Raw genomic sequence first — 14303 nt, 5'->3', positions numbered from 1 at the left:
AACCTCCCCTTCGCAAGGGTTTGAAACTCTTGTCAAGGACGGGTTTCTCGGGTGACCCGATATTCGTGAGGTCTGGGCGCGACGCCCTCAGGCCCGGGCGAAGACCAGCCGTTCGCCCTCGAAGCCTCGCCGCCACAGGTCGGTGCAGGCCGCTGCCATCTCGGCCAGGCCCTCCTCGATCGTCGCGAAGACCGACCCGGGTACCCAGCCGACGTCGCCGTTGATGAGCAGGTTGTTGCGGCCGTAGAAGATCGCCAGGTCGGTTGCCCCCTGGGCCGCGTGCGCCTCGGACCCGGGCTCGTAGCCGTAGGCCGGGTTGCCGATCTCCCAGGGCTCGAAGTCGAAGAGGCAAACGTCGCCGGGGATCGGGGTGACCGTGGGATTCTCGCGGTGCGGGGCGGCCGCGATCCGTGGCAGCAGTGTGTAGACCTCGTTGCGCGCGTACTTCGCGTGGAAGGCGTCACCGCCCGCGGGCAGCGCATCCCACACCGCGGCGCAGGTCAGGGGCGCCTCGTCGTCGAGCAGCCGCGCCCGGCACACCACGCCGCGCGACTCGAGGGCGATCGTGATGTACCGGGCCATGGCTCAGACCTCCGCCAGGACTTTGCCCCAGATCTCCAGGGCCTCGTCGACCTGCTCGGCGGTGACGACGAGCGGCGGGATCATCCGCACGACGTTCATGTGGGCGCCGCAGGTGAGCAGGAGCAGGCCCTTCTTGGCGGCGAGCTGCTGCGCCGCCTGGGCGCGGGCCGTGTCGGGCGTGCCGTCGGCCGCGGTGAACTCGCTGCCGACGAGCAGGCCGAGGCCGCGCACGTCGCCGATCCCTTCGATGGCGGCGGCCTTCGCACCCTCGAGCAGCTGGGTGCCGCGCTCGGCGGAGTTGGCGACCAAGCCCTCCTCCTCGATGACCTCGAGGGTGGCGACGGCCGCGGCGCACGCGACGGCATTGCCGCCGTAGGTGCCGCCCTGCGAGCCCGGCCACGCCTTGCCCATCAGCTCCTCGCTCGCGGCGATGCCGGAGATCGGGAAGCCGGAGGCGACCCCCTTCGCCAGGGTGATGATGTCGGGCTGCACGTCGAAGTGCTCGTGGCCGAACATCTTGCCGGTGCGGCCGAATCCGGTCTGGACCTCGTCCATGACGAGGAGGATCCCGTGCCTGTCGGCCCGCTCGCGCAGCCCCTGGAAGAAGGCGGTGTTGCCGGGGATGTAGCCCCCTTCGCCGAGGACCGGCTCGACGATGAAGGCGGCGGTCTCCTGCGGTGAGGTGAGCGTCGCGAGGATGTAGTCGAGCTCCTTGAGGGCGAAGGCGGTGGCCTCCTCCTCGCTCCAGCCGTAGCGGTAGGCGGTGGGGAAGGGGGCGACGTGCACCCCCGCCCATGAGCGGGGAGAAGCCGCGAGAAGCGGGTGCCGGAGGTCGTCATCGTCGCCGTCGCGACGGTGCGGCCGTGGAAGCCGCCGTGGAAGACGATGACATTGGGCCGGCCGGTCGCCTGGCGGGAGAGGCGGAGGGAGGCCTCGAGCGCCTCGCTGCCGGAGTTGGCGAAGAAGAGGCTGTCCAGGTGCGAAGGGAGGACCCCCTGCAGTTTGTCGACGAGGGCGAGCAGCGGCTGGTGCATGACCGTCGTGTACTGGCCGTGGATGAGCTTGCCGACCTGCTCCTGCGCGGCGGCGACGACCTTGGGGTGGCAGTGCCCGGTGCTCACGACGCCGATGCCGGCGGTGAAGTCGAGGTGGCGGTTGCCGTCGACGTCGAAGATCTCCGAGCCGAGGGCGTGGTCGATCGTCACGGGGGTGGCCTGCTTCAGCAGGGGGGACAGCGCTGTCATCGGGACCTCCGAGGTCGGGTTGTTCGTCTGATTGTTGACAATACGTCTACGGTTGGGGAGACGGCAAGGACGCTGACGAAGGAGCCTTCCATGACGATTACGGACACGCCAGAGGTCACCCGCGAGCAGGAGCGCGAGGCCATCGCCTCGGTGCCCACCGGCCTCTTCATCGGGGGCGAGTGGCGCACGACCCGCGCGACGATGCCGGTCGACGACCCGTCGACCGGCGAGCACCTCGTCGAGGTCGCCGACGCCGACCCCGACGAGGCCGCCGCGGCCCTCGACGCCGCCGTCGCGGCGCAGGCGGAGTGGGCGCAGGTGCCGCCCCGCGAGCGCAGCGAGATCCTCACCCGCGCCCGTGAGCTCATGCTCGCCGACGTCGACCGGCTCGCCTGATCATGACCCTCGAGATGGGCAAGCCCCTGGCCGAGGCGAAGGGGGAGGTGGCCTACGCCGCCGAGTTCTTCCGCTGGTTCGCGGAGGAGGCCGTGCGCATCGACGGCGGCTTCATGACCGCGCCGGCGGGCGGCTCGCGCTTCCTCGTCGCCAAGCAGCCGGTCGGCCCGTGCATCCTCATCACCCCGTGGAACTTCCCCATGGCGATGGGCACCCGCAAGATCGGGCCGGCCATCGCCGCCGGGTGCACGTCGGTCATCAAGCCGGCGGCCGAGACCCCGCTGTCGACCCTCGCGCTCGCCGACATCCTCGTGCAGGCGGGCCTGCCCGCGGGCGTGGTCAACGTCGTGACGACGAGCAAGAGCGACGACGTCATGCGCCCGATGATCCTTGACCCGCGCTCGCGCAAGATCTCCTTCACCGGGTCGACGCCGGTCGGCAAGCACCTGCTCGAGCTCGCCGCGAAGACCGTCATGCGCACGTCGATGGAGCTCGGCGGCAATGCCCCCTTCCTCGTCTTCGACGACGCCGACCTCGACGTCGCCGTCGAGGGGGCCATGGCGGCGAAGATGCGCAACATCGGCCAGGCCTGCACCGCGGCCAACCGGATCCTCGTGCAGCGAGGTGTCGCCGAGGAGTTCGCCCGCCGGCTGGGGGAGCGGATGGGGGCGCTGCCGATGGGGCGTGGTGTCGAGGACGGCGTCGTCGTCGGCCCGCTCGTCAACCAGAAGGCGGTCGACAAGGTCGACGAGCTCGTCCGTGATGCGCTCGACCGCGGGGCCACCGCGCAGCTCGGCGGCGCCCCCGCGGACCGTGACGGCTACTTCTACCCGGCGACGGTGCTCACCGGCGTGCCCGCGGAGGCCGACATGGGCAGCGCCGAGATCTTCGGCCCGGTCGCGGCGATCACCGAGTTCGACACCGAGGAGGAGGCGATCGCGCTGGCCAACGACACCCCCTTCGGCCTCATCTCCTATGTCTTCACCCAAGACCTCAACCGCGGCCTGCGGGTGAGCGAGGCCCTCGAGGCGGGGATGGTCGGGCTCAACCAGGGCGTCGTGTCCAACCCGGCTGCCCCCTTCGGTGGGATCAAGGAGTCCGGCGTCGGCCGCGAGGGCGGCTTCACCGGCATCGACGAGTTCCTCGAGTCGAAGTACATCGGCGTGCGGATGGCCTGACGCCCCACCAGCCTCCCCGATTTCCGGGTCACCCGAGAAACCGCCGCTTCGCAAGGGTTTCAAACCCTTGCGAAGCGGCAGTTTCTCTTGCTGAGTGGCGGATCAGGCCCGCAGGTCGGTCGCGCTCTCCCCGTGCTCGGCGAAGTCCTCGGCGGTCACCGGGCCCTGGGCGGGCTGGGTGATCCGCACGGGGTTGCCAAAGGGGTCCCGCAGCGCGCAGTCGATGCCGTAGGGGCGCTCGGTCGGCTCCTCGGTGAACTCCACCCCCTTCGCCCGCAGGTCCTCGTAGGTGGCCCGGCAGTCGTCGGTCGTGAGGATGGCGGCGGCTCCGAGCGCGCCCTTGGTGAGCAGGTCCCGCAGCTGCGCCGCGGTCTCCTCGTCGACGAAGGGGGCGCCCGGCACCTCCAGCATGATCTGCCGGTCGGGCTGGGCGGGCAGCGCGACGGTGAGCCAGCGCATGAAGCCCAGGTCGACGTCGGCACTCACCTCGAAGCCGAGCTTGCCGCAGTAGAAGTCGAGCGCCTGGTCCTGGTCGAGGACGTAGACGGAGTGGTGGCTGATCCCTGTGAACATGGCTCCAACCTAGGGACGCGGCGGCTGGCGCGCTTCTCCGAAACTGCTCGGTCTCGTCCACCGCGACACCACGCACCCCGGGGCGGCGATCGGCGCCTCGTCGCGGAAGTCGCTCGGCGTCCGCCCGGTGACCCGACGGAAGGTCCGGCTGAAGGTTCCGAGGCTGTCGTAGCCGACGGCCAGCGCCACCTCGGTGACGCTGCGGTCGTGGTCGCGCAGCAGGGTCATCGCCCGCTCGATCCGCCGCCGCTGCAGGTAGCGGTGCGGCGTCTCGCCGAAGGTCGCCGCGAACTGCCGGGAGAAGTGCGCCGGCGACATCAGCGCCACCCGGGCGAGCGAAGGGATGTCCAGCCCGCTCGCGTAGTCGCGGTCCATGGCGTCCCGTGCTCGCAGCAGGCGGCGGTTCTGGTCCTCCCGCGGGGTCATGGTCACCCCTCGACGCTAGCGACTCCCGCTGGTCGAGGTGCTGGGTCCCGCGCGCAGCGTGGGCGGGCCCCTGCCTGCTCAACTACCGACGCGCGGTGCGGCGGTCGGCCGTCAGTAGGCTCTGCGGTCCCTTGAGGCTTCGAAGATGCGTCGGTCGAGGTTGGTGTTCCAGATCCTTCGGTTCCCACTGGGGCGAAGGCTGCCAAGTCGAAGAGCAGCTGCCCGGTCATCCCAGGTCAGCGTCTCGATCGCTGCAACCGCTGTGGGGTCGATGCCGCGCATGTCGTAGATCTCGTCGAGCACCGGTACGAGGTCCGTGTCTCGTGACGCGAGGAGCACCACGTCGATGGTCGGTTGTACAGCGAGTCGGACCGCCCTGACTGCGCAAGCAACGTCGATACCCTTCTCTCGACCGCGACCCTTAGGTGTCGTCTTGCCGTTGATGTCCTTGATCGGCCTGCCGCTTGCATCGCGTTCGTAGTCGTACTTCAGGTCGCGGAGGTAGACCTCGGCTCCCTGGCTCCGCCACTGTTCAGCTTGGGCAGTGCACCTGGCGTTCTGTTCGCGCTCGTGATCGGTGTGAGGCAGTCCACGGGCGACGAAAACCTTGACGACTGTTGCGTGCGGGTGCCCCTTGCGCTGCCGCTTGTTGCGCTCTTGTACGGCGGCCCGAGCAAACAGGCTGGGGTCGATCAACGCGACCTGTGGCGGTTGGCCAGGCTCGAATATGTCTCTCGCGGTCAGGTGGACGTTTTGATAGTCGATCACCACGGCAGCGCGCAGCTTGGGCGGCTCGGGCAGCATCGATGACCCCCTCGTCTGAGAAAAAAATCCCCGCCAACCCGTGGAGGGCGGCGGGGAGCAACACGCACAACCTAGTTGAGCTGAACCGGGCTGGCAAGAGCATCGTCTGTGATCTCTCACGCGTCGTCTTCGCTCCCTGGGGAGGCTGTCCACGGCCGTCTCGAAGGGGAGAGCACGGCACGATGGACCCCATGACCCTCCAGCACATCGCCCTCGAGTCCGACTGGCAGGCAGCGCAGGCCACGGGCAGCTATCCGGTCTCGACGATCGGCCGGACGATCGCGCAGGAGGGCTTCATGCACTGCAGCGGGTCGCCGGAGCAGCTCGACGGGGTGCTCGCCCGCTTCTACGCCGACGTCGCCGAGCCGCTCCTCGCCCTGACGATCGACGAGCGGGCCCTCGACGAGTACGGCCTCGACGTCCGCTACGAGCCGGCGGTGGCCGGTGGCGACGAGCTCTTCCCGCACGTCTACGGCGGTGACCTGCCGGTCGGGTGCGTCAGCCAGGTCGGCGCCCTGCGCCTCTGACGAACGGGGCGTGTCAGCCCGGGTCTGCGGAATTGTCGCCTGACCCCTCGAGGAAGCGCTCGAGCAGGTCGGCGAGCTGCGCCTGCTCACGGGGGGTGAGTGCCTGATCGAGGGCTTGTTGCTGGGTGGCGACGTGAGTGGCCACGGCCGCGTCGACGACCTCGAGGCCGGCCTCGGTGAGGCGCACCCGCACACTCCGCCGATTGTCCGGGTCCGTGGCGCGCTCCAGCAGGCCCCGGTCCTCGAGGCGCTGCAGACGGTTGGTCATCGCGGCGCCGCTGACCATGGCACTGCGCGCAAGCTGGCCAGGGGTCAGTGTGTGGGGGGCTCCTGACCGGCGCAGGGTCGCGAGGGTGTCGAACTCGCCCGACTGGATCCCGTGCTCCCGGAAGTTTTCGGACACGGCGCGGCCGAGGATCTCCCCAGCCCGAGAGATGCGCCCGACGACGCCCATGGACGAGACATCCAGATCGGGCCGCACGGCGGCCCACTGGGCCAAGTAGTCGCTGACGCGGTCGGCCATAGGACACTTCCTTCGACGTCTAAGTGTTTGACGCCAACCTTAGGCCATGATTCTCTTAACGCATGAAACAATTAGATGTCGAAACATTAACAGACCCTGTGCTGACGGCCATCGCGCCCGTCACGTGGGGGACGACCTACCTCGTGACCACCGAACTGCTGCCGTCGGGCCACCCCCTGTGGTCGGGAGAGCTACGAGCCCTCCCTGCCGGCCTCATCGCGCTCGCGCTCGGGCGGACGCTGCCGACCGGGGCGTGGTGGTGGCGGTCGGTCGTGCTCGGCACGCTGAACATCGGTGCCTTCTTCCCGCTGCTCTTCCTCGCGGCCTACACCCTCCCTGGCGGGGTGGCTGGCATCTTCGGGGCGGCCGGTCCCCTCATCGTCGCCCTCCTCGCCCTGGCCCTGCTCGGTGAGCGGGTCACGGCGCGGCGGATCGTCTGGGGTCTGCTCGCGGTCCTCGGCGTGACCGCCATGGTGCTCGGTCCCGAGCGAGGACTCGACCCGGTGGGCGTCGCAGCGGGTGCCGGGAGTGCGGCGTCGATGGCGCTGGGCACCGTGCTTTCCAAGCGGTGGGCGCCGCCGGTCGGGGCCGTCGCCTTCACCGGGTGGCAGCTGACGGGCGGGGGGCTGGTGATGCTGCCGCTCACGCTCGGGGTCGAAGGGGCACCCCCGCCGCTCGACGCCATGGCGCTCCTCGGCTACGGCTGGCTGGCCCTGGTCGGCGGTCTGCTGGCCTACGTACTGTGGTTCCGCGGGATCGGGCGGATGCCAGCGGGCGTGGCCTCGTTCCTGCCGATCCTCTCGCCGCTCGTCGCCGCCGCACTCGGCTGGGCGGTGCTGGGTGAAGGCCTCACCCCGGTGCAGGCCGTGGGCTTCGCCCTCGCACTCGTGGCGGTGGTCGCGGCTCAGTGGCGGCCCCGTGCTGCGCGTCCCCCGCGGGTGGTCGCGGCATGAGGGTCCTGGTCATCGGTGGGTCGGGTGCGGCAGGGTCGTGTGTCGTTGCTGAGGCGGTGCGGCGCGGACATGACGTGGTTGCCGCAGCCCGCTCACCCAGACCCGGGGTTGGACCGGCTCGGATCGTTCGTCTCGACGTCACCGACACCGCGGCCGTCGTGGCGGCCGCGCAGGGCGTCGACGTCATCGTCGGCGCCACCCGACCGGCACCGGGTGGCGAGGGTGCCGTCGTGGAAATGACGATCTCGCTCGCCGAGGCAGCGGCCCGTGCTGATGCGCGTCTGGTCGTCATCGGGGGCGCCGCCCCACTGCGGGTGCCGGGGACGAGGCGGCGAGCCATGGACGACCCTCGGTGGGTTCCGGCGGAGTTCCGCCGGATCGCAGAGGCCAGCGCGCAACAACTCGACCTGCTCGGAACGGCCGACCCCGAGCCGGAATGGACCTACCTCGCTCCGGCGGCGGACTTCCGACCCGGCGGTGCCCGCGGCACGTACCGCCAACACGTGGGGAGCCGCTGCGAGGCGGACCTCGTCGTGGCTGCTGATGGCACCTCCCGGATCGCGATGGAGGACTTCGCCCTGGCGGTATGCGACGAGATCGAGCAGCCGCGTGTGTCTCGCGGGGTCGTTGCCGTGGGGTGGTGACGAAGGGGGTGTGTCGCGCGGCAGTTCACCGCTCGGTTGGGCCGCAATGCCCATGAACTCGTTGCCGCGGACGCGACCTGCCGCGCGACACGCCCGCCTCAAGCGCGAACGATGGGCGCGGTGGTCGCCTCGGTCGCCGCGATCAGGTCGGCCGGTGCGAGCTCCAGGTCCAGACCACGGCGCCCCCCGCTGACGAGGATGCTCCCGTGCTCGAGGGCAGAGTCGTCCACGACCGTGCGAAGGGAGCGCTTCTGCCCGATCGGGCTGATCCCGCCGACGACGTACCCGGTGGTGCGCTCGGCGAGCGCGGCGTCGGCCATGGTCGCCATCTTCGCGCCGACCGCGGCCGCGAGTGCCTTGAGGTCGAGCTGCCCGGTCACGGGCACGATCCCGACGACGAGGCCGTGGTCCCGCGGCAGGTCGGTCTGGGCGAGGAGGGTCTTGAAGACCCGCTCTGGCTCGACGCCGAGTGCCTCCGCCGCCTCGAGCCCGTAGGAATCCGCCCGCGGGTCGTGCTCGTACGGGCGCTCGGTGAACCCGATGCCCGCGGCCGTCAGCGCCCGCGTCGCCGGGGTGGCCCCGGCCCCCTTCGCTCGCTTGCTCATGGGGTCAGCCTGCCAGCGACGGCTCCCGCCGACGGGCGAACGGGTGGCCCACCCCAGCGCACAACGCCAGACTGGGATCATGCCCGGGCCGACGATGACACCCCTGCGGTGGCCGGAGATGACCGCGGACGGCATCACGTCCGCGGTCGCGTACGACGGCGAGCTCCCGCGCGGACGTTGGCATCGCGGTGTGCCCAGCACCTCGCTCACAGTGGTCATCGCGACCGCTGGACCAGTGTCGATCGGCGGCGGTACCGCGACGGCACCGGATGTTCGCCAGCGTCTGACGAGCCTCGTCGGAGGACTTCAGCACCACGCCGCGTGGACGTGGGAGGAGGGCCGATCCAGCGGGGTTCATCTGTCCCTCTCCCCGCTGGCAGCGCGGCGACTCTTGGGCTGCCCGGCAGCCGCTCTGGCTCCCGGCACGGACGGCCACACGACGGTCGGGCTCGATGTGCTCCTCGGCCGGTCGGCGGAGGACCTGCGCGAGGAGCTGGCCGAGGTCGACGACGCCCAGCAGGCGCAGGTCTTGCGGCAGTGGGTGCGCAGTCGCTGTACCGACAGGGGCCGGGACCCTCGCCCCGAGGTCGCCCACGCGTGGCGCCGTGCGCACGCCTCCGGGGGACGGATGCGCGTGACCGCGCTCGCCCGAGAGGTCCTGCTCAGCGAGCGTCAGCTGCGCACCCTGTTCCACCGTGAGCTCGGCGTCGGTCCCGGTCAGGTCCTGCGTCTGGCGCGGTTCGAGCGGTCCCGGGCGCGCATCGTCGCCGGGCTCGATGCGACCATCGCCGACACCGCGGCGGAGTGTGGATATGCCGATCACAGTCACCTCGTCCGGGACTGGCGCGAGCTCATCGGGTGCAGTCCCACCGCGTGGTTGGCTGAGGAGCGCCGAAATGTCCAAGTCCACGTGAGCGATGAGCCACGAGACTGACTGCCATGGACCAGATGCGACTGTCCCCCAAGCTCGTCATCGGCGACGGTCCCGGTGGCGCCGACCGGGCGATCGACTTCTACCGCGACGCCCTCGGCGCGGAGCTGGACGTCCGCCACTCCATGGGTGACGCCGTCGTCTTCGCGCGACTCCTGCTCCCCGGCGGTGGGGAGCTGCACGTCAAGGACGCCGACGACGTCGACCCCGGCCCGCCGGCCGGTGGTGGCGGGCACATCCTCGACATCGTCTGCGACGACCCGGACGCCGTCGTCGCCCGAGCGGTCGACCACGGCGCCGAGGTGGTCTTCGCGGTGGACGACCAGCCGTACGGGTCCCGGCAGGGCCGCTTCCGGGACCCCTTCGGTCACCAGTGGATCATCGGCACCCCCATCGCGATGAGCGAGGACGCGGTGCGGGGCGCCCTCGACGCGTGGGCCGACGGCTCGACCGGCTAGGTCCCGCAGTAGGTCACGTAGCCGCGCGTGAAGTCCGGGTCGGCCGGCTCGGCGTAGCGCTCCCGCCCCGGCGTCTCGACGAAGGGGGAGCGCAGCACCTCGAGCAGCTGCTCGAAGGGAGCGAGGTTGCCCGCGTGCGCCGCGGCGAGGGCCTCCTCGACGAGGTGGTTGCGGGGGATGTGGATCGGGTTGACCTCGTCCATGAGCCCGGCGATGACCGCAGGGTCCCTCCCTTCGCCCTCCAGGCGGGTCAGCCACCGGTCCCGCCAGGCCTGCCACCGCGCCACGTCCCGGACGCGGTCCAGGGTCGGCGTCGGCTCGTCGCGCAGCACCCGGGCGAGGTCGCGGAAGAGGCCGGTGAAGTCCAGCGACTCGTCCGCGGCGATCTGCAGCAGGTCCTCGACGAGCGCGTTGTCCCCGGCGACGTCGCGGACGAGGCCGAGCTTGATGCGGAAGTTGTCGAGCACGTGCTGCTCGTAGGCCGGGGTGAAAGCCTCGAGTCGCTCCTGCGCCTGCGTCACGAGGTCGTCGGCCTCGCCGTCGGCGAGCGGGATGAGGCACTCGGCCAGCCGCGCGAGGCCCCACAGCGCCATCGTCGGCTGCGCGGAGTAGCGGTAGCGGCCGCCGGTGTCGACGCTGCTGAAGAAGGTCTCCGGGTCGTAGGCGTCGAGGAAGGCGCACGGGCCGTAGTCGATCGTCTCGCCGGAGAGGGTCATGTTGTCGGTGTTCATCACCCCGTGGATGAAGCCGAGGGACATCCACTGCGCGATGAGCTCGGCCTGTCGCTCGACGACCGCGGTGAGCAGAGCCATCGGGTCGTTCTTCGGGATGTCGGGGTGGTGCCGGGCGCGGGCGTGCTCGACGACGGCGGCGAGCTGCTCGAGGCTGCCCTGCGTGGCGACGAGGACGAGGGTGCCGATGCGCAGGTGCGAGGCGGCGACCCGGGTGAGGACGGCGCCCGGCAGGGGCCGCTCGCGCAGCACCGGCTCGCCGGTCGCGACGGCAGCCAGGGCCCGCGTCGTCGGCACGCCGACCGCGTGCATGAACTCGGAGACGAGGACCTCGCGCAGCACGGGCCCCATGACCGCGCGGCCGTCACCGCCCCGGGAGAAGGGGGTGCGCCCGGACCCCTTGAGCGCGATGTCGCGGCGTCGGCCGCGGGTGTCGACGACCTCCCCGAGCAGGTGGGCCCGACCGTCGCCGAGCATCGGGGAGAGGTGACCGAACTGGTGGCCGGCGTAGGCCTGGGCGATCGGCTCCGATCCCTCGGCGACGGCATTGCCCGCGAGGACCGCGACGCCGTCCGGGGAGCGCAGGGCGCCCGGGTCGAGGCCGAGCTCGACGGCGAGGTCGTCGTCGAGCGCCAGCAGCTCGGGGGCGCGCACGGGGACCGGGTCGACCCGCGCCCCGAGCCAGCCGAGATCACGGACGAAGGTGTTGTCGCAGGGCCACCTCATGCCCCCACCATCGCAGACGCTCACGCGTGCTGGGCCGTGTAGCTCAGCTTGAGCTGCCCCTTCTTGGTGCGCACGCGGGTGATCTGGATGCCGGTGAGGTCGGCCGTCGTGCGCACGTGCGTCCCACCACACGGGTCGGTCTGCAGGCCCTCGATCGTCACCCGGCGCACTCCTTCGGCGTCGACCTCGGCGCCGAAGGGGAGGGCGGCCGCGACGTGCTCACGAGCCCGGTCGAGGACCGTCTCGACGAGCGCGGCCTTCGCCTCCTCGCCGTCGGGCAGGGTGCCTCCGTCGACGTCGTAGAGGAGGAATGCCTGACCCGGTGTGTGGCTCAGGCCCACGTTGACGAACCCAACGGCACGACGCACGCGTCGAGCAGGTGTCCCGCGGAGTGGAGCGCCGCGTGCCGGCGGCGCACCTCCGGGTCGATCGCGACGTGCACGCTCTCGCCGACGGCGGGCAGGTCGCCCCCCTTCGGGTGGACGGGGCCCTCGCGCACGGCGATGCCGGGAGTCGGCTCGTCACACACGGCGATGACCTCGGTGTCGACCTCGTAGAGGTGGGTCTCGTCCCAGTACGCGCGGCGCTGCTCCATGCCGCCATTGAAGCAGCCGCGCACGCTCCTCCCTTCGCCTGACGTCCACCTCCCGTCAACCTGACCTTGGTATCCATCACGCATGCAGCAGAACCTCCGCGAGTACATCGACCGGCTCATGGTCGAGGGCTACACCGTGCGTGACGACCAGGGCGACGACCCGATGCTCATCGCCCCTGACGGCAAGGCCGTCGAGACCTGGCGCGAGAACTACCCCTACGACTCCCTCATGGAGCGCGAGGAGTACGACGTCCAGAAGTACCTGCTGCAGATCGAGCTGCTGAAGTTCCAGTACTGGGCGCAGGACACGGGGCGCAAGTTCGTCGTGCTCTTCGAGGGCCGCGACGCCGCGGGCAAGGGCGGGACGATCAAGCGCTTCACCGAGCACCTCAACCCGCGAGGCGCCCGCGTCGTCGCCCTGACCAAGCCCTCGGAACGAGAGCTCGGGCAGTGGTACTTCCAGCGCTACATCCAGCACCTGCCGACGAGCGGCGAGATCGTCCTCTTCGACCGCTCCTGGTACAACCGGGCCGGCGTCGAGCGGGTCATGGGCTTCTGCAGCGACGAGCAGTACGAGGGCTTCATGGACCAGGCGCCGAAGATCGAGCGGATGCTCGCCGACGCCGGGGTGCACGTCACCAAGCTGTGGTTCTCGGTGACCCAGCAGGAGCAGCGCACCCGCTTCGCCATCCGCCAGATCGACCCGGTGCGCCGGTGGAAGCTCTCCCCGATGGACCTCGAGAGCCTCGACAAGTGGGAGGCCTACACCGAGGCCAAGGAGGAGATGTTCCGCCGCACGGACACCCGGCACGCGCCGTGGACGGTCATCAAGTCCAACGACAAGAAGCGCGGCCGGATCAATGCGATCCGCTTCTTCCTCAACCAGTTCGACTATGAGGGCAAGGACCCTGAGGTCGTCTTCACGCCGGACCGCAAGGTCGTCTCCCGCGGACGCAAGACCGAGGGAGACTGACGCACGCCCGGTCCCTGAGGAGGCCGTCCGCGGCCGTCTCGAAGGGCCGAGACGGCCAGCACCACCGCCGCGACGGCGAAGGCCACCCCGAATCCCACCCGCCCCGTCGGCGGCAGGTAGAACTGCGGCAGCACGAGGGCGGCGCCGACGCCGAGCGGCCAGGCTGCCCACGCGGGCGCCGTCCAGCGGCCTGACCGGACAGCCCGCTGCCAGGCCAGGGCCGTGCAGACCCCGCTCACCGCGAGGAGCAGCAGCCCGAGGCCGAAGGTCGTCAGGGCCGCGGGGTGCCCCCGCACCTCGTCGACGAGCTGGAGCACGGCCGGGTCGTCGAGGCCGGCCCGCCCGATCGCGTGCAGGCCGAAGGTCTCGGCCCCGAAGTAGGGCAGGACGAGTGCGACCCCGGCGAGCCCGCTCCAGCGGGCGAGCATCGTCGTCGGGGTCCCGCGCAGGTCGTCGATCCGCAGGCCGACGCGGGCCAGCTGGACGAGGGCGAGGGCTCCCGCGAGGTGAGCGACGACCCACCACGGGCTGGCGAAGGCCGCCGCGGCCTCCGGTGAGGTCGACGACGCGGCGTCGCCGTAGGGCCGGAGCAGCCGGTAGCCCGCCATGAGCAGGCCGGACGAGATGGTCGGCATCACCAGGTGCCGTGTCGTGTGGTCGCGCATCGTGGGCCCTTCCCTAAAGTGAGAGCGGTGCTCTCGGTTGTCGATGACGGTAGACCCTCTCGCCGGGGTAAAACAAGAGCGGTGCTCTCGGTCATGGCAGGATGTCGCCATGGCGGGTGCGAGGGAAGAGTCCAGGGCGCGCACGACGGCGGCGATCCTGCGGGCGGCGCGCGAGGAGATCGCGGCCCACGGTGGGGGAGGCCTGTCGATGCGTGCCGTGGCCCGTGAGGTCGGCATGGTCAGCTCGGCCGTCTACCGCTACTTCCCGACCCGCGAGGCGCTGCTCACGGCGATGATCCTCGAGAGCTACGAGAGCCTGGCCGCCGCGCTCGAGTCGGTGCGGGCCCGCCGTCCTGACCGCCGGTGGATCGCCCTCGGGGAGGCCATGCGTGGGTGGGCCGTCGAGCGTCCGCACGAGTTCCAGCTGATCTACGGCACCCCGGTGCCCGGGTACGTCGCCCCTCCGGAGACAGTGCCGGCCGCGGCCGCGGTGGCCCGCCCCTTCCTCGCGGTGGCGGGAGGGGTGGAGGTCGCCCCCTTCGCAGCCCCGCGGGTGGCCCGGCAGATGGAGGTCCTCACAGAGGTCGCCGAGGGCGTGACGCGCGAAGGGGGAGGCGCCGTCCTCGCCGAGCTCGCCGCCCTCATCGGCGCCGTCACGCTCGAGCTCGGTGGCCATCTCGTCGGCAGTGCTGAGCCGGCCGATCCGTTCTTCCGCGCCCTGCTCCAGCGACAGGTCGACACCCTCGGCCTCGCCGGTGCAGGGTGACCT

General features: G+C 71.0%; 17 protein-coding genes and 2 pseudogenes. 8 read left to right on the top strand and 11 right to left on the bottom strand.

Translation table 11 applies throughout. From position 1 onward, the window contains the following. Window positions 1–87: 87 nt before the first annotated feature. Window positions 88–582, bottom strand: a complete 495-nt coding sequence (locus tag H7A72_RS15500) for a DUF3830 family protein (RefSeq protein ID WP_084449649.1) — start codon at window positions 580–582, stop codon at window positions 88–90. Window positions 583–585: 3 nt separating this feature from the next. Continuing rightward, window positions 586–1826: pseudogene (locus H7A72_RS15495) on the bottom strand (aspartate aminotransferase family protein). 90 nt (window positions 1827–1916) lie between these two features. Here H7A72_RS15495 and H7A72_RS15490 point away from each other — a divergent pair. Beyond that, window positions 1917–3400: pseudogene (locus H7A72_RS15490) on the top strand (NAD-dependent succinate-semialdehyde dehydrogenase). 102 nt (window positions 3401–3502) lie between these two features. On the opposite strand, the gene H7A72_RS15485 reads toward H7A72_RS15490, so the two are convergent. The 3 genes from H7A72_RS15485 to H7A72_RS15475 all read right to left on the bottom strand — a co-directional run bounded on the left by H7A72_RS15485 (window position 3503) and on the right by H7A72_RS15475 (window position 5203). Continuing rightward, a complete protein-coding gene (locus H7A72_RS15485) occupies window positions 3503–3973 on the bottom strand; it encodes a VOC family protein (protein WP_185221091.1) in 471 nt (156 codons plus the stop codon). 9 nt (window positions 3974–3982) lie between these two features. Continuing rightward, a complete protein-coding gene (locus tag H7A72_RS15480; RefSeq protein WP_185222421.1) occupies window positions 3983–4399 on the bottom strand; it encodes a helix-turn-helix transcriptional regulator in 417 nt (138 codons plus the stop codon). A gap of 111 nt (window positions 4400–4510) precedes the next feature. After that, the gene (locus tag H7A72_RS15475; RefSeq protein ID WP_084449654.1) at window positions 4511–5203 is read right to left on the bottom strand and encodes an NYN domain-containing protein; all 693 of its coding nucleotides are present in this window, start codon (window positions 5201–5203) and stop codon (window positions 4511–4513) included. Between the two features lie 191 nt (window positions 5204–5394). Here H7A72_RS15475 and H7A72_RS15470 point away from each other — a divergent pair, with 191 nt between their 5' ends. Continuing rightward, a complete protein-coding gene (locus H7A72_RS15470) occupies window positions 5395–5730 on the top strand; it encodes a DUF952 domain-containing protein (protein WP_084449655.1) in 336 nt (111 codons plus the stop codon). 13 nt (window positions 5731–5743) lie between these two features. Here H7A72_RS15470 and H7A72_RS15465 read toward each other — a convergent pair whose 3' ends face one another. After that, complete coding sequence (locus H7A72_RS15465; RefSeq protein ID WP_084449656.1) at window positions 5744–6253, bottom strand: MarR family winged helix-turn-helix transcriptional regulator; 510 nt, start codon at window positions 6251–6253, stop codon at window positions 5744–5746. Between the two features lie 62 nt (window positions 6254–6315). Here H7A72_RS15465 and H7A72_RS15460 point away from each other — a divergent pair, with 62 nt between their 5' ends. Both H7A72_RS15460 and H7A72_RS15455 read left to right on the top strand, forming a co-directional pair. Beyond that, on the top strand, window positions 6316–7206 hold the full coding sequence (locus tag H7A72_RS15460; protein WP_185221090.1) for an EamA family transporter: 891 nt from the start codon (window positions 6316–6318) through the stop codon (window positions 7204–7206). Then, window positions 7203–7850: an NAD(P)-dependent oxidoreductase gene (locus tag H7A72_RS15455; protein WP_084449885.1), complete on the top strand. Its 648-nt coding sequence runs from the start codon at window positions 7203–7205 to the stop codon at window positions 7848–7850. Before H7A72_RS15460 ends, H7A72_RS15455 begins: the two co-directional genes overlap by 4 nt. Before the next feature lie 98 nt (window positions 7851–7948). Here H7A72_RS15455 and ybaK read toward each other — a convergent pair whose 3' ends face one another. Further along, window positions 7949–8455 carry a Cys-tRNA(Pro) deacylase gene (gene ybaK / locus H7A72_RS15450; RefSeq protein WP_084449658.1) on the bottom strand — a complete coding sequence of 169 codons (507 nt, stop codon included), beginning with the start codon at window positions 8453–8455 and terminating at the stop codon, window positions 7949–7951. 79 nt (window positions 8456–8534) lie between these two features. Between ybaK and H7A72_RS15445 the strand changes: the two genes are divergently transcribed. Together H7A72_RS15445 and H7A72_RS15440 are read left to right on the top strand one after the other, a co-directional pair. Further along, window positions 8535–9389, top strand: a complete 855-nt coding sequence (locus H7A72_RS15445) for an AraC family transcriptional regulator (protein WP_159451131.1) — start codon at window positions 8535–8537, stop codon at window positions 9387–9389. Between the two features lie 5 nt (window positions 9390–9394). Further along, entirely contained in the window at window positions 9395–9844 is a 450-nt protein-coding gene (locus H7A72_RS15440; RefSeq protein WP_200811120.1) for a glyoxalase/bleomycin resistance/extradiol dioxygenase family protein, read from the top strand. Here the strand turns inward: H7A72_RS15440 and H7A72_RS15435 are convergent. From H7A72_RS15435 to H7A72_RS15425, 3 genes are read right to left on the bottom strand one after another with little or no spacing between them, the layout of a single operon-like run. Continuing rightward, the gene (locus H7A72_RS15435; protein WP_185221089.1) at window positions 9841–11301 is read right to left on the bottom strand and encodes a YdiU family protein; all 1461 of its coding nucleotides are present in this window, start codon (window positions 11299–11301) and stop codon (window positions 9841–9843) included. The two genes, H7A72_RS15440 and H7A72_RS15435, sit on opposite strands and share 4 nt — an antisense overlap. A gap of 20 nt (window positions 11302–11321) precedes the next feature. After that, a complete protein-coding gene (locus tag H7A72_RS15430) occupies window positions 11322–11642 on the bottom strand; it encodes a hypothetical protein (protein WP_185221088.1) in 321 nt (106 codons plus the stop codon). Further along, window positions 11633–11920, bottom strand: a complete 288-nt coding sequence (locus H7A72_RS15425; protein WP_185221087.1) for a hypothetical protein — start codon at window positions 11918–11920, stop codon at window positions 11633–11635. Before H7A72_RS15425 ends, H7A72_RS15430 begins: the two co-directional genes overlap by 10 nt. Window positions 11921–11978: 58 nt before the next feature. Between H7A72_RS15425 and ppk2 the strand changes: the two genes are divergently transcribed. After that, complete coding sequence (gene ppk2 / locus H7A72_RS15420; RefSeq protein ID WP_185221086.1) at window positions 11979–12869, top strand: polyphosphate kinase 2; 891 nt, start codon at window positions 11979–11981, stop codon at window positions 12867–12869. On the opposite strand, the gene H7A72_RS15415 is transcribed toward ppk2, so the two are convergent. After that, window positions 12788–13504 carry a hypothetical protein gene (locus H7A72_RS15415; protein WP_185221085.1) on the bottom strand — a complete coding sequence of 239 codons (717 nt, stop codon included), beginning with the start codon at window positions 13502–13504 and terminating at the stop codon, window positions 12788–12790. The two genes, ppk2 and H7A72_RS15415, sit on opposite strands and share 82 nt — an antisense overlap. 139 nt (window positions 13505–13643) lie before the next feature. Between H7A72_RS15415 and H7A72_RS15410 the strand changes: the two genes are divergently transcribed. Beyond that, entirely contained in the window at window positions 13644–14300 is a 657-nt protein-coding gene (locus tag H7A72_RS15410) for a TetR/AcrR family transcriptional regulator (RefSeq protein WP_185221084.1), read from the top strand. Window positions 14301–14303 lie beyond the last annotated feature (3 nt).

The sequence above is a fragment of the Janibacter sp. YB324 genome, assembly GCF_014217915.1.
GTDB lineage: Bacteria > Actinomycetota > Actinomycetes > Actinomycetales > Dermatophilaceae > Janibacter > Janibacter indicus.
The sequence above is the reverse complement of the archived record's forward strand: the minus strand, read 5'-3'. Positions and strand labels throughout refer to the sequence as shown.